We start from the raw sequence: 13,078 nt of genomic DNA on the forward strand, positions 1-13,078 counted from the left end.
CTTCCGTAAAATTACGGTCAGAATACCCCGGTATCGCCAAGGGATAGTTTACAATGCAGTTACCCAAGATTTTTCTTTAGATCTTGTCCTAGACAGCGGCCATCCCTCCGCATCCTAGAATGTCAGATTGGGCTTCAGGTTGATCGACGATTGTTTTCCGATGGGCTACTGCTCCTGGGCAGATAATCCCATGGAGGCCGCAGTCAGTTCTAAGTGATAGTCCGATCCAAGCGATAGTTGGTGGTCGTGGTTCCCCTAGCAGCTCAGTTGCGGGGGTTCTGGCTACGTCCCTTTACCGATGTCTTCAGTCCCCACCTGTACTGTCCCCCTATGCTGCTATCCACCCATACTGATAACGCCCGTCCCTTTCTCACCTGGCAGCGGATTACTGACTGGGCTCAGGAGCACTATCGATCCAGATCCTTCAACAAGGATGAGCGGATTCCGACCCGCGCCGGATTGCTGTATTTGGTGGAACGGGGATCCGTGCGCCTCGTGGGCACCAGTCAACTGCTGAGCGAAGCGGAGACCGACCTAAAAAACGATGGTGACGATGAAAGCCTAGGGAACATGGCTCTGGCAGGTAATGAAGAAGCCTTCCTCGGCTTTGTGGGGGCTGGTCAGCCCTTTGAAATTGTGGCCCAGTCGCCCTTTAGCCTCCAGAGCTTTGCCCATGTGGACAACACCACCGTCATCTGGCTCTACTGGAGCGACCTCGACAACTGGCCCCACTTCCGCCGCGAAGTGCTCGATGCCTTTCGCTATCAGCACCAGCGCAAACTGCTCTGGCTCAGCACCCTGGGCCAACGCCGCACCATTGATCGACTGCTGGGGTTTGTCACCCTGCTGATTGAAGAATTTGGCGAACCCTGCGAATCGGGCTATTACCTGCCCTGGGCGCTCACCCACGCTCAGATCGGCAGCGCCATCGGCTCCACCCGCGTCACCGTCACCCGACTGATGGGCAAACTGCGCCAGCGCAAACTCATCCATATCTACAAAGACGGTTTAATCGCCATCCCGGCTAACCAAATGACCTTCCGCCAAGAAGCCTAGGGCAACGGCTAGAAAGCCCCGGCCTCTGTAGGCAGTAAAAGCAGCCACAGGATTCGCTAGCCTACAACTCCAGGTGATGAGGGCTGGCATATTGGTGGGCGGCGAGGACATCGAACAAAGGCATCGGGCCGTTTAGGGCGAGGGCGGGGAGCTAGCGGCAACGCCATTGCTGTAAAGTTCCCCTAGGGCCGGGGATTTGCTGCCGTTCTTGTCGCTGTTGATGGCTTTAAAGTTGAGGGGCAGGTTGGTGAACTGGGGCAAAATTTCCTCGGTGAACGCGGCGGCGGCCTTAGAGCGGTAACGGTTGGGGTTGAAAATCACCGACAGGGTACGATTGACCACCACCGAGTCGATCTTAGCCCGATGCAGAACGCCCATTTGCAACTCTTTTTCGATGGCGGAATTGGACACAAAGGCCACCCCCAGCCCCGACTGTACGGCGGTTTTAATTGCCTCAATGGAATTGAGCTCCATCTCCACCTTGAGTCGGCGGGTTTCGATGCCGCAGCGGGTTAGCACCTGATCGATCACCTTGCGGATGGTGGATTGGGAATCGAGGGCAATAAAGTGAAGTTTGTAAAGATCCTCCCGCTGGATCACCTCTTGGCTGGCCAGGGGATGATGCATCGGCATAATGAGCGAAAGCTCGTCCTCGGCGTAGGGCACTCGTTCTAACGAGTCTTGTAATTCGGGAGGAACTTCGCCACCAATAATCGCCAGATCAATCTGCCCATTGGCCACACTCCAGGAGGTACGGCGGGTGGAGTGGACATGGAGTTGCACCGCCACATCGGCATACTTTTGGCGAAACAGCCCGATCATCCGGGGCAGCAGGTAGGTGCCTGTGGTTTGGCTAGCCCCGATAATCAGAGTGCCCCCCTGTAGGTTTTGTAAATCTTCAATCGCCCGACAGGTTTCTTGGCATAGGCTAAGAATACGATCACCGTAGCTGAGCAGCAAATGTCCCGCCTCAGTGAGCTGAGCCCGTCGTCCGCCGCGATCAAACAGGGGAACATCCAACTGGCGCTCTAGGTTTTGCACCTGAAGGCTGACCGCAGGCTGGGACACGTAGAGACTATCTGCCGCTCGCTTAAAACTGCCCTCCGCCGCAATGGCTTTGAGGATGCGCAGTTGGTCGAGGGTAAAAGGAAGGTCAGACATGGGCATTAACCCTAACGTCAGTAGTGCTGGAAAGCCAAGGAACAGAAATGGTCGAGCAGACGGGAGACAGAGATGTATCGATGACTTTATCGATACCCCAGGGTGTCCCCAGGGGATGGCTGGGGCGATCAGGTTGCCATCCTTAGATTACTTGTTTCGGGACACTCCCAGAAAAAAATTGGCAGGATACCCCCAGGATTTATGAAACGGCAGGTTATTCAGAACTTCCTGAACTTACCCGGTCTATCGGGCATTGGCCTGATCGACGGGCGCAATCGTCCCTTTTTCTTTGGCCCCGATATCCAGCTCAATACGGGTCAACAGGATGCCCTCGCCCAGGGCATTCAACAGGTGATTGAGACGATCCCCGCTGGGTTTGACACCTTCTCCTTTCGCTTTACCCACCAGGTCGTTCATATCTATAAGCTCGACCAAGGGCTAATTTTGCTGGTGCTAATGGCCGACCAAATGCCCCTCAAAACCTACCGTTCCGCCATCCACCAACTCACCGCCACCCTAATGGAGGATCCCCACAATGTGGTGCCCACCTTTCGCATGTTAGCGGGCTGCGTCACCCTCAGCAGCAGTTCCATGATGCCCGCTGCCCCCAGTGGCGTCCCAGGGCAGGCCATCCCCACGCTGGCTTGGGAAACCCCAGCCCCAGCCCCAGCCCCAGCCCCAGCCCCAGCCCCAGCCACGGTTAGCATGGCGGATTTAGTGGCGGCCATGAACCACCTCAGCGAGGGGGCGACGCAGTACCTCGGCAAAATTATTGTGACCAACACCTGGAAACAGGCTCGCCCTGATCATCCCTGGCTGGAACAGTTTGAACTCCAAAAGGATGGACATTTCGCCCTGCCTAGCCAGACGAACCCCGCCACGCCCGTGACGCCTGAACAACATCAGTGGGTGCGCGACTGGGTGAGAGCCTTCATGGTGCGAGGGAGCCGTACCTTTCGCAATTTTCAGGATTTACTGGCCGATGGTCTACTCTCCCCCCATGAGGTGGCCCTGCTGGTGGGAGACAAGGCCTCCCAATAATGCGCCACTTCTCACCTCAAACTAGAACGATTCTGAATCCTTGCAGTATTGTAAAGGAGCCGCCTCTGTAGGTTCTATCGTTCCCCGTTGCTGGAGTGAAGCAGTTCCCATGGTTAAAACCGTTCGCCTAGAGCCCATCGCCCAAGAGACTTCCATTGAAACCAACAGCAACCTACTCTCGGTGCTACTCAATAAGGATTTGGATGTCTTAAAGGAATGCGGTGGCCGAGGCATGTGCGCCACCTGTCACATCTACGTGCAGTCAGGCATGGAGGCGCTGACCCCCATCAACCGCCGTGAGCAACGCACCCTGGAGGTGATTACCTCCTGCAAGCCCAACTCGCGGCTGGCCTGTCAATCCCGCGTGGTTGGCAATGGGGTGGTGGTGGAACTTCCTCCTGGTATGTACGTCAACTCCCTCCAGGACATTGAAGCGCTAATTGGCCGTCGGGCCGAGCAAGACCTGCTGCACCCCATTACCGGGGAAGTGCTGGTGGAAACGGGCAAGCTGATTACCCGATCTGTCCTCAAGCAACTAGAGGAAACCGCCAGCTTCAAGGTAGGCGAGTTCTTCACCCAAAGCTCAGACTCCTAGGCATTGCCCTGGCATCAGGTTGCATTAGATACCAGCTTCCTAGACGCATCTGCTATGGTAAGGCAAAGGCTCTGTTGAGCCGCCCCGTTGAGCCGCCCCGTTGAGTAGTTCTAACGACCGCCCCCTATGGACGCCGCTCTTCCGTTAACCAGTCGCCATGAGCAGGTGCTTCAGGCCACGGTGCGCCACTACATCGCCACGGCGGAGCCCGTGGGATCCCGCGCCATTGTGCAGGAATATAACCTTAAGGTGAGTGCAGCCACGGTGCGCAACACCATGGGTCGGCTCGAAAAATACGGCCTGCTCTACCAACCCCACACCTCGGCGGGGCGGGTGCCCTCCGACTTTGGCTATCGGCTCTATGTGGATCGCCTCATGCAGCCTTCGGGCTCTCTGGGACAGCGGGTGGATGCCCTGCTGTCTGAGGAACTGGGGATAGGTTGGAGCCTAGAGGCACTGCTCAAGGAGGCCACCCAAATTCTGGCCCAGGTCAGCGGCTACCTGGCCTTGATTACCGTCCCCCAGGCCAGTACGGCCCTGATTCGCCACATCCAACTGGTGCAGGTGGATGTGGGCAAGGTGCTACTGTTGGTCTTGCTCGATTCCCTCACCACCCAGTCCGTGGTGCTGCAACTGCCGGAGGCCATTACCTCGGCCCTGGGGGAAGATGCCAGTCGTCGCGAACTGGATATTCTCTCTAACTTTCTCACCCAACACCTGCGGGGGCGTCCCCTGGCGGAGGTGGCGGGCCTAGATTGGAGCCACCTCGACCACGACTTTCAGCGCTACGGAGCTACCTTAGAACAAGCCTTACGCAATCTGGCTCGCCGTTCCCAGGGAACGGGTACTACCCAACTGGTCGTCAGTGGCTTGGCAGAAGTACTGCGCCAGCCCGAATTTGCCGATGCCCAGCGCATCCAAGCCATTGTGCGCCTGCTCGAAGAAGAACAAGCTCAACTGTGGCCCCTGTTCTTCGCCCAACCACCTGCCACTGCCGCTCCCCTCGCCTCCAACGTGCGCGTTTGGATTGGATCGGAAAACCCCATCGAGCCGATGCAGGGTTGTGCCCTAGTGGTCTCGAACTACGCCAAACAGGAAACCTCCCTCGGCACCGTGGGCGTGTTGGGGCCAACCCGCATGGTCTACGAAAATGCCGTGGCTGTCGTGCAGGCTACCGCTGACTATCTCTCCAATGCTTTGGGGCAATAGGCTCTGGCCATTCTCCGCGTTTTCGGGTCATAGTAAACGTGGGTGCTAAGGATGGAAATTACTGTGATCATCACTGAGATTTTGGCAATTTTATCCATTGCGGCGGCCACGGGGCTACGGGTGGCCCTGCCGCTACTGGTGATTGGGCTGATGTCTGGGGAGCAACTGTGGGCCAATGTGCCCTTGCTATCAAAACTGCCCCCGGCCCTCTGCATTGGGTTGCTGATGAGTTGGTCAACGGCGGAGCTGATGCTGTCGAAGGACACCTACAAGCAGCGTGTCTTCCAAATTGCTGAACTTATCCTCAGCCCTGGGGTCGCCGCCCTAGCCGCCATCGCCGTAGCACGCACCCTTAACCTGGCCCCCTGGATTAGCGTGATTGGGACGGTGGTGAGTGCCCTACTCGCCCTAGCGATTCAACTGTTGCAGGTGGGCTGGTTCTATCGCCCCAAGCGGCCTCCAGGATGGTTGTTTTTTGTGATTGACGGGCTATGTGTGATGCTGGCCTTCCTCACCTTCGATGCCCCCCGCCAGGGCGGCATCATTGCCCTGCTGCTGCTGTGGCTGGTGATTCGCACCTCCTACGTCTGGAAAAACTGGTCAAAGGGACGGTAGATAAGCGCCTTCACCACCAGCCGCCAGAACTAACCTTAGAGAGACGGACGTGGTCTACATCCCATGATCAGAGGAGTATCAGAGGGGTACAAATCAGAGGGTTGCCGTGATCAGGCCGACCTGACAGGAACTACAAAATGCCGACAAAATGCAGGGGGCCATGGCCGCTCACCAGTTCCAGCAGTAGGGCCAAAAAGCCCACCATCGCCAGACGCCCATTCCACACTTCGGCGAAGGGCGTCAGCCCCCAGGCAGAGCGTTCGGGGGGATAGATCTTCACCCGCTTTTCGGGCTGCACCACATCCGAGAACAGTTTGCGAGGGGAATCCAGCGCCTCCACCACCATCTCCGCCATGTCGTTGACGAACTGGGGATGGGTGTTGAGGGCAGGCACCCGATGGAAGCCGTGGATGCCTGCTTCTTCGGCAATTTCGCGGTACTCGATGTCGATCTCTTGCAGGGTTTCGATGTGCTCGGAGACAAAGCTAATCGGCACCACCACCAGGTCTTTGACGCCCTGCTGGGCCAGGTTTTCGATGGCGTCTTCGGTGTAGGGTTGCAGCCATTCCACCGGGCCAACGCGGCTTTGGTAGGCCAGGGTGTGGGGGTTGGGGCGATTGAGGGAGCGCATGATTAGCTCGGTGCAGTGCTCAATTTCCCGTTGGTAGGGGTCGCCCGCTTCTTCTACATAGCTGACCGGGACACCGTGGGCGCTAAAGAAAATGTGGGCTTGATCGGGGTTTTCCAGCTTGTCGAGTTCCTGAGCGATCAGGTCGGCCATGGCTCCGGTATAGCCCGGACGAGCATACCAGGAGGGAATCACCGTGTAATTAATCCGATTGAGGGAGGGGTCTTCCAGCCAAATTTTCTCTAGCAGCCGGAAGCTGGAGCCGCTGGTGCTGATGGAAAACTGCGGATACAGGGGCAGGACGACCAACCGCTCGATGCCGTCACGCTTGATTTGGGCCACCGCTTCCTCGGTGAAGGGATACCAGTAGCGCATCCCGATGTAGATGTTGGCCTCTTCACCCTTGGCGGCTAGGGCGGATTTGAGGGCCTCGGCCTGCTGTTCGGTGATGCGGCGCAGGGGCGAGCCACCGCCAATCTGCTGGTAGTTTTCCTGGGATTTTTGGGCGCGGGAGCTGGAAATCAACCAGGCCAGGGGACGCTGCAACCAGGGGAAGGGCAGCCGAATGATTTCTGGATCGGCAAAGAGGTTGAATAAAAAGGGACGAACATCCTCTAGCTGTTCTGGCCCGCCCAAATTTAGCAGTAAGACCCCTACGCGACCCATGGCACTGTGCTGTTTTCTAAACGGCGAATAATCTTTTATTATCGTAACAATTTGCCGCCGATAGCTGCGGCGGATTCCCCAGGCTGGCGGGGAGGGTTTTGGTGGAATCGTTAGCCTTGGCCCAGCCTTAATGCTAACTGTTCCTAATACTACCCATTTTACAGGGTCAGTTGATCATCCAATCACGAATCCGCTGAGTCTCAGGAAATGGCCGCGTCCCTGCTAGCCCACCCTGATGGGAAGCCCGCTACACCCCCAGCCTCTCTCCCAGGCTGTTATGGATTGAAGGGGCAACGCGATACTTACCTTAAAGCGCACCGGATATGGGATCCACAGATAGTCTAGATACGGCCATTGCGAAGCTGAACGAGCGCCTCAAGGCCGCTCGGCTGGGCCTAGTGGTGGAGCGACGGGGAGATCGCCTTGCCCTGCGAGGGACACTCCCCCCTCGTCCTGACAGTGGCCGTACCAAATCCCACCAGCAGCGCATTCCCCTGGGGTTGCCCGCCACCAAAGCGGGGTTAAAGCAGATTGAGCAGGACGCTAAGGTGATCGCCGCTCGGTTAATTGAGCGCACCTTTGCCTGGGCTGATTATCTGCCCACCGAAACCTCCGCCGATCCCGACCATCAACCCATCGCCGACTTAATGGATCAGTTTCAGGCCCACTGGTTCCATCGTCCGGGGGAAGATATCGCGGCCCAGGCGGCATTGAAAAGTACCTGGACGAAAGCCTACGCTCCCTACCTAAATAAGCTACTGGCCCAGGTGAACGACCATCCTCGTCAGTCCCTCGGTCAGGCCATTGTGGCGACGCTGGAAGCCCTACCCCGACAGGCCCGCAGTCGCCAGGTGGGATGCACGGCATTAAAAGCCTTTGCGGATTTTCACAAAATCCCCCTACCCGTTGACCTAGAGACCCTGTGGGGCACCTACGGCAGCAGCAAGGCCCAACGCCGCCATCTGCCCACCGATGAGGACATTCTCACTTGGCACGACCTGATCCCCAATCCGGCTTGGCGCACGGTCTACGGGCTGATGGCGGCCTACGGGTTGCGGAACCATGAGGTGTTTTTCTGTGATCGCAGTCTCCTCGCCACAGGCGACCCCGAAGCCCGCCTCACTGTCCTCGAAACCACCAAAACCGGACTCCATGACGTGTGGCCCTTCTACCCCGAATGGGTGGAACGCTTTGAACTGCGCCAGGGTGACTTGCCGCCGATCAACACCGATCTGGCGACGACCACCCTGCAACGGGTGGGGCAACAGGTGGCCCTCCAGTTCAAACGCTACGGGGTACCCTTCTCGCCCTACGATCTGCGCCATGCCTGGGCCGTCCGCACCATCCACTTTGGCCTGCCCGACACTGTGGCCGCCCGGATGATGGGTCATTCCGTCGCCATTCACACCCGCACCTACCACCGCTGGATTACCCTGCGCGACCAACGCCAAGCCGTCCAAACGGCCCTAGGTGGTCGCACCTGGTCGGCCCCTGAGTAATCGAGGCTAGATGGTTTTCCCAGATAGGCGGCGGTAGGCGGTGGTCAGGGCCGTGGCATCGCCCACGTTGCCGGGGAATAGCACCACGGGTAGGCCAGGGAATTGGGGATGATCCGCCGGGGTGCGCACCACGGAAACCCCCGGCAGAATTTGCCCCAATAGTCGCGCCGTGGTGAGGGCGAGGCCCGTGCTGAGGGTGTCGTTGGAGGTGATGCCGCCCTTGCTGATTAAAAAACCGATATCCAGGGGCAGTTTTTGGATGACATCCATCAGCAGTCGGGACACCTCTAGGCCAAAGTCTAGGCGGGCCTGGACAGTGTCGAAGCTGAGTTCTTGGCGACTGGTGTAGACCACGGGCACTAGGCCATCGCGGTGGGCAGCATTCACCTGCTTAATCAGATTGAACAGCAGGATCTCACGGCCATCCTCGTCGCCATCGCGCAGTTCGGCCACGTTAACCTCTAGGCCCATTACACCGGGGGCTTGTAGCAGGTGTTCCAGTTGCTCGGTGGTTTTTTTGACGTGGGAGCCAACGATGATCGCCCCTGGCTTACCGTCCCGCACGTAGGATCGCATGTGGTCGGCGTCGATGGGCTGGGGGGGCAGGGCGGCGAGGGCGGTGAGGATGCTGGCGGCACTGCGGAACAAAAACCGTTTTCCTTGGGCGGCGGCGGCAAGCACATCCTGGGCAAAGCAATCCAGGTCGGCCTGCCCTTCGCCATCCACCACGCCGCAGACGTTGCCTTTCAGAGCCATCAGCCGATCCAGACAACCGCCGCGAATATCGCTGAGGGTGAAGCGCTCCACATCCTGGGCCACAATGCCGCCATCGGTCTTTTCGGCCACATAGTCGGGCAGGTAGCTGGTGCTGTAGCCAAAGACGGAATCCTTGGCAAACTCGGTTTCGTGGACGGGCACGGGGTCGCCATCCACCATTAAATAGTGGCGGCTGTCGCGGGTGATGCGGCCCCCTTCAAAAAAGGCGGGCACCAAAAAGTGAGCATCGAAGGGGCCAAGCTCTGCCGCCATCACATCGGTTTCGATGGGGTAGTGGCCGCGCAGGGTGGAATCGGATCGGCTGACCACCAAAAATTCCTGCACTCCCTCTAGGGCGATGGCCTGCTTCAGGTTTTGGCACACCTCACGGGTGACGGCCTCGGCGGCGGCGGGGCTGAGGGCACGGGTGTTGGTCAGCACAAAGAAAATGGGGGACTCGTCCCGCAATCCCTGGCGTAGGGTGTCCACATCCCACCGCATCAGCAACAGGCAGCTATGCACCGTCTGGGATCCGGTGGGGTCGTCGTCTAGAACAATAATTTTGGGCTGAGCCATCACCGCTGGCCTCGACAGATGGGCAAAAGTGCATCAAACACCACTATCTCGCATTGGGGTATCCACCGCCAAGCCCGACACACCTGGATCAATTTAGGAAATTATGGGGAAGTCGCTCACTGCTACACGTAGGTCTGCTCCGTGCGGTAAGAGTAGTGCTTCAGCCGAATGGCATCACGCACTTGGTAAAACAGTCGTTTGGGCGGGGAGTCGATGCATTCATGGGTAAGCCTGTACTATTTCCAGGGAAATCTTAAGTTACAGTGCTCCCAGGGTTTCGGGTGTTTATACTGAAGCTTTCCACCTAATACCAATACAAGTCGCCTAGGGCACGGGAGAGGTCATCGAGGAATTGCTGGAAATGGGTCTGATTCAGATGGGGGTGGGTTTGGCTCCAATGCCATCCACTCACCGGGTCAACCACCCCATAGAGCCAGAAGGCTTCCCGAGGCCAATCCACTTTGGCGATGGGTTTGACACCCTTGGCGGTGATCCCTCGACCCGTCTCGGTTTTGCGCCCAATCCGGCTTTCGTCCTGTACCAGATACCGAATCGTGGGCAGGTTCAGCAGCGATGGCAGGGCCATCAGGGCGAGACTGAGGTTTTTTTAAACGTCGCTATCGCCTCTGGAGACGGCCTTACGCTCCGGGGACGGGGCACCTTGAGTTTGGCTTGAAGCTTATTTCGCACCAACTGCCGCACCGTCTCGTAGTGCAGGCTCAGACCACACTCCTGCTCCAAGTTTGGCTTCAGTTACCCAAATGGACTGAATAGCTGAGTCAGTGTCGAACTCTAAGCTTTCTACGAGTTTGTCTGCGAGCAGTGCTCTCGACTCGCTGGGGAGGGACAATATTTCTTCGGTCAGTTGCTCAATTGAACGCATCAGTCCCTCCTAAGTTATTCATATCAAACGAGGACTTCTTGCTGCTTTTCGGTGGGGAGTTGGCGTAGGTGATCGAGGAGGGCTTGTTCGAGGTGGGCGGTGCTGAGCATGGTGGGGATCTCGGCAGAGATAGGTCTAGCTTAAAACAGTTTGCCTTGGGTGGGGGTGTTGTTGCCGCAGAGGTTGCCTGGAGTGGTGTATTTGCCAAATAAAATGACCATGCCTCTTTACCCTAGCGGTAACAGCGGGGAATCAGGGATTTCTAGCAATAGGGGACTGATTGTCCAGCTATTAGGCAGAGCTAATCGCGTTGTTTCAGCCGCCGAAGTCTCGTCTGCTGTCCTACAGCACTAACGTGCCCACTAGCTAGGGTGCGGCGTAGGGAAAATGTAAATCGTCTCGTCTAGACATTACCTTGCTTTCCTGGACTGCTGTAGTGCTGAAGGTTTTAACTTATTCTACTGGCCTCGTCGAATGGGGAGTTTGCGGACACGCACAGAGTCGTCGTTAATGCTAACGGCTGAGCCTTCTGTCAGATCTATTTCGATTGTAGGCAAAACGTCTAGAAGTCTTTGGGCAACTACGTCAGGTTTGGCGGAAGATAGGCGTAGTGTAATCAGGCTGGGCTGTCCGTAATTGCCGAGGGCTACCAGCATGGAAAAATCTAAGTCTTGTGTTAAGACGACTTTGCCTTCTATTCTGGCGAGTTCTAGAATCTCTGCGTCAGCAGCTGTTGCGGGTAATAGGTCTGTGGTGCGGGTTATACTGTAGCCCTTTGACTTCAAGGCTGCGATGGTTAACGGCGAGATGTGAACATCGGCTAGCAGGTGTAGTTTAGTCATGCTGGGCTGGAGCTAACGATGCGATCTGAGACAGCCCAGGCGGCGTAATTTAGGGCCTGACGAATATCTTCTTCTTCCAGCTCTGGATAAGCGTCTAGAATTTCCTGAATGGATAGCTGACTGGCCAATAGTTTGAGGACAAACCCCACGGTGATTCGCATTCCTCGAATGGTGGGTTGCCCAAGACAGACTTGTGGATTAATGGTGATACGGTCTAGCTCTCCACTCATTTTAGAACTCCTGAATTAGGATTAAAGTTATCTTTTTTAGGTAGAAAATGACCCTTAAGCCTTCGATGCGCCATAGCATAGTCTAACGCATCCTGCTAACTCAGATGGGATCAAGTTTAGTGTTGTTCTTGGCGGATTTTTTCTACGTCGCGCCAGAGGTCTTGGCGGGTAACATTCTGAAGTCTAGATTCTCGTTCTTGGGTGTAGTTGCCGATTCCCCAGCCCATGTCTTGCAGGAAGCGGATGGTTGTTACTTCGCCTAGGTGGTCGAATAATACTTGGTAGCCTTTTTCTCGGATTTCAAGGGATGTCATGGTTGGGCTCTCCTTCGCTTTAAAGGATGGACGTTAGCCAATTCACAGGGTTTTCAAAGGGCCACCTATCTTTTTCTAGAGTAGCTGAGGGAAAGCCATAAAGCGTGGCACAATTTAAACGCACAACAACCCACAAAATCCTATTGAATGATAGGATGCCTTTTTATTTTAGCAATTAATAAAATATCCTATGAACTCCTATACAAGAGACTCATAGGATATGCACTTCACAACAAAATCAACACTAGCTTTCTGTCACTTTAGCGTGTTCCTCAAATATGAAATGTTCATTTCGGTTTGCCTTACTACTATCTGGCCATTTTACCCAATAGTGCCTTTCTTCACGACGAATGTCTAAAACAGGATAGTCACCAATCTCTATACTTGCCAGTTCTTCCTTGGGTAGCTCTGACGATTGCAGGGTTGACGGTTTTAGGATGGTTGTCTGTGTAATCTTAAGGATGCCAGGTTGTGGCGTAGAGGTATCTTCAGGTTCTCCAATCAAACCAACCTTGATTGCCTCTGCCATTTTTTCGGCATCAAAGAGATTCATATCAGCTTGGGAGTCTACAAAACAGCACTCTATCAAAATAGCAGGCATTGAGGTATTTTTGAGAACGAAAAAATTTCCATTTTTGACTCCTTTATCTTTAAATCCTAATTTGACTATCTCGGAAAGAACTGATTGAGCAATTGCTCTTCCAGTATTACTAGCTACGTAGACTTCTGCGCCTCTGGGGTTAGGTGTCGGAGAAAAAGCGTTAAAGTGAATAGAGACAAAGACATCAACCTGATTGTTGTTGGCTTTTTTAACTCTTTGACGAAGAGAATCACTAACGCTGGAAGCTTGACTGGGCGTACAGTTTATTATGCTATGACCTGCTGAAGAAAGCTTTTGTGATAGTCGAGATCCCACTGCTTTGGTTAGGTCATCTTCCTTCTTTATGCCGACTGCGCCAGTATCAGGAGGACAATTATGCCCAATATCAATTCCAAATTTCATGGCC

14 protein-coding genes and 1 pseudogene are annotated in these 13,078 nt (G+C 55.7%); 6 read left to right on the forward strand and 9 right to left on the reverse strand.

The window, feature by feature from the left end:
* Positions 1-330: 330 nt before the first annotated feature.
* Positions 331-1,056 (forward strand): Crp/Fnr family transcriptional regulator, encoded by a 726-nt coding sequence (locus H6G62_RS00695; RefSeq protein ID WP_190492242.1) that lies wholly within the window; start codon positions 331-333, stop codon positions 1,054-1,056.
* A 132-nt stretch (positions 1,057-1,188) separates the two neighbouring features.
* Here the strand turns inward: H6G62_RS00695 and H6G62_RS00700 are convergent, their stop codons facing one another.
* Positions 1,189-2,217, reverse strand: coding sequence for a LysR family transcriptional regulator (locus H6G62_RS00700; RefSeq protein WP_199324641.1), 1,029 nt, complete (start codon positions 2,215-2,217; stop codon positions 1,189-1,191).
* 201 nt (positions 2,218-2,418) lie between these two features.
* Here H6G62_RS00700 and H6G62_RS00705 point away from each other — a divergent pair, with 201 nt between their 5' ends.
* The 4 genes from H6G62_RS00705 to H6G62_RS00720 all read left to right on the forward strand — a co-directional run bounded on the left by H6G62_RS00705 (position 2,419) and on the right by H6G62_RS00720 (position 5,677).
* Positions 2,419-3,258, forward strand: coding sequence for a hypothetical protein (locus H6G62_RS00705; RefSeq protein WP_190492178.1), 840 nt, complete (start codon positions 2,419-2,421; stop codon positions 3,256-3,258).
* A gap of 109 nt (positions 3,259-3,367) precedes the next feature.
* The gene (locus H6G62_RS00710; protein ID WP_190492179.1) at positions 3,368-3,853 is read left to right on the forward strand and encodes a 2Fe-2S iron-sulfur cluster-binding protein; all 486 of its coding nucleotides are present in this window, start codon (positions 3,368-3,370) and stop codon (positions 3,851-3,853) included.
* A gap of 126 nt (positions 3,854-3,979) precedes the next feature.
* A complete protein-coding gene (hrcA, locus tag H6G62_RS00715; RefSeq protein ID WP_190492180.1) occupies positions 3,980-5,062 on the forward strand; it encodes a heat-inducible transcriptional repressor HrcA in 1,083 nt (360 codons plus the stop codon).
* A 51-nt stretch (positions 5,063-5,113) separates the two neighbouring features.
* Complete coding sequence (locus H6G62_RS00720; RefSeq protein ID WP_199324642.1) at positions 5,114-5,677, forward strand: DUF4126 domain-containing protein; 564 nt, start codon at positions 5,114-5,116, stop codon at positions 5,675-5,677.
* Positions 5,678-5,807: 130 nt separating this feature from the next.
* On the opposite strand, the gene hemH is transcribed toward H6G62_RS00720, so the two are convergent.
* Positions 5,808-6,971 carry a ferrochelatase gene (gene hemH, locus H6G62_RS00725; RefSeq protein ID WP_190492181.1) on the reverse strand — a complete coding sequence of 388 codons (1,164 nt, stop codon included), beginning with the start codon at positions 6,969-6,971 and terminating at the stop codon, positions 5,808-5,810.
* Positions 6,972-7,294: 323 nt separating this feature from the next.
* Between hemH and H6G62_RS00730 the strand changes: the two genes are divergently transcribed.
* Positions 7,295-8,470, forward strand: coding sequence for a site-specific integrase (locus tag H6G62_RS00730; protein WP_190492182.1), 1,176 nt, complete (start codon positions 7,295-7,297; stop codon positions 8,468-8,470).
* A 6-nt stretch (positions 8,471-8,476) separates the two neighbouring features.
* On the opposite strand, the gene H6G62_RS00735 is transcribed toward H6G62_RS00730, so the two are convergent.
* From H6G62_RS00735 to H6G62_RS00770, 7 genes and pseudogenes are all read right to left on the reverse strand, one after another.
* Complete coding sequence (locus H6G62_RS00735) at positions 8,477-9,802, reverse strand: four-carbon acid sugar kinase family protein (protein WP_199324643.1); 1,326 nt, start codon at positions 9,800-9,802, stop codon at positions 8,477-8,479.
* Between the two features lie 304 nt (positions 9,803-10,106).
* Positions 10,107-10,388 carry a hypothetical protein gene (locus tag H6G62_RS00740; protein ID WP_190492184.1) on the reverse strand — a complete coding sequence of 94 codons (282 nt, stop codon included), beginning with the start codon at positions 10,386-10,388 and terminating at the stop codon, positions 10,107-10,109.
* A 156-nt stretch (positions 10,389-10,544) separates the two neighbouring features.
* A pseudogene (locus tag H6G62_RS00750) lies at positions 10,545-10,685 on the reverse strand (addiction module protein); the annotation flags it as partial.
* Between the two features lie 458 nt (positions 10,686-11,143).
* Positions 11,144-11,527 carry a DUF5615 family PIN-like protein gene (locus H6G62_RS28210; protein WP_190492186.1) on the reverse strand — a complete coding sequence of 128 codons (384 nt, stop codon included), beginning with the start codon at positions 11,525-11,527 and terminating at the stop codon, positions 11,144-11,146.
* Positions 11,524-11,757 (reverse strand): DUF433 domain-containing protein, encoded by a 234-nt coding sequence (locus H6G62_RS00760; RefSeq protein ID WP_190492187.1) that lies wholly within the window; start codon positions 11,755-11,757, stop codon positions 11,524-11,526. Before H6G62_RS00760 ends, H6G62_RS28210 begins: the two co-directional genes overlap by 4 nt.
* A gap of 116 nt (positions 11,758-11,873) precedes the next feature.
* A complete protein-coding gene (locus H6G62_RS00765) occupies positions 11,874-12,071 on the reverse strand; it encodes a hypothetical protein (RefSeq protein ID WP_190492188.1) in 198 nt (65 codons plus the stop codon).
* A 244-nt stretch (positions 12,072-12,315) separates the two neighbouring features.
* Positions 12,316-13,074 carry an N-acetylmuramoyl-L-alanine amidase gene (locus tag H6G62_RS00770; protein ID WP_190492189.1) on the reverse strand — a complete coding sequence of 253 codons (759 nt, stop codon included), beginning with the start codon at positions 13,072-13,074 and terminating at the stop codon, positions 12,316-12,318.
* Positions 13,075-13,078 lie beyond the last annotated feature (4 nt).

Source organism: Phormidium sp. FACHB-1136 (assembly GCF_014697375.1).
Lineage (GTDB): Bacteria > Cyanobacteriota > Cyanobacteriia > Phormidesmidales > Phormidesmidaceae > Nodosilinea.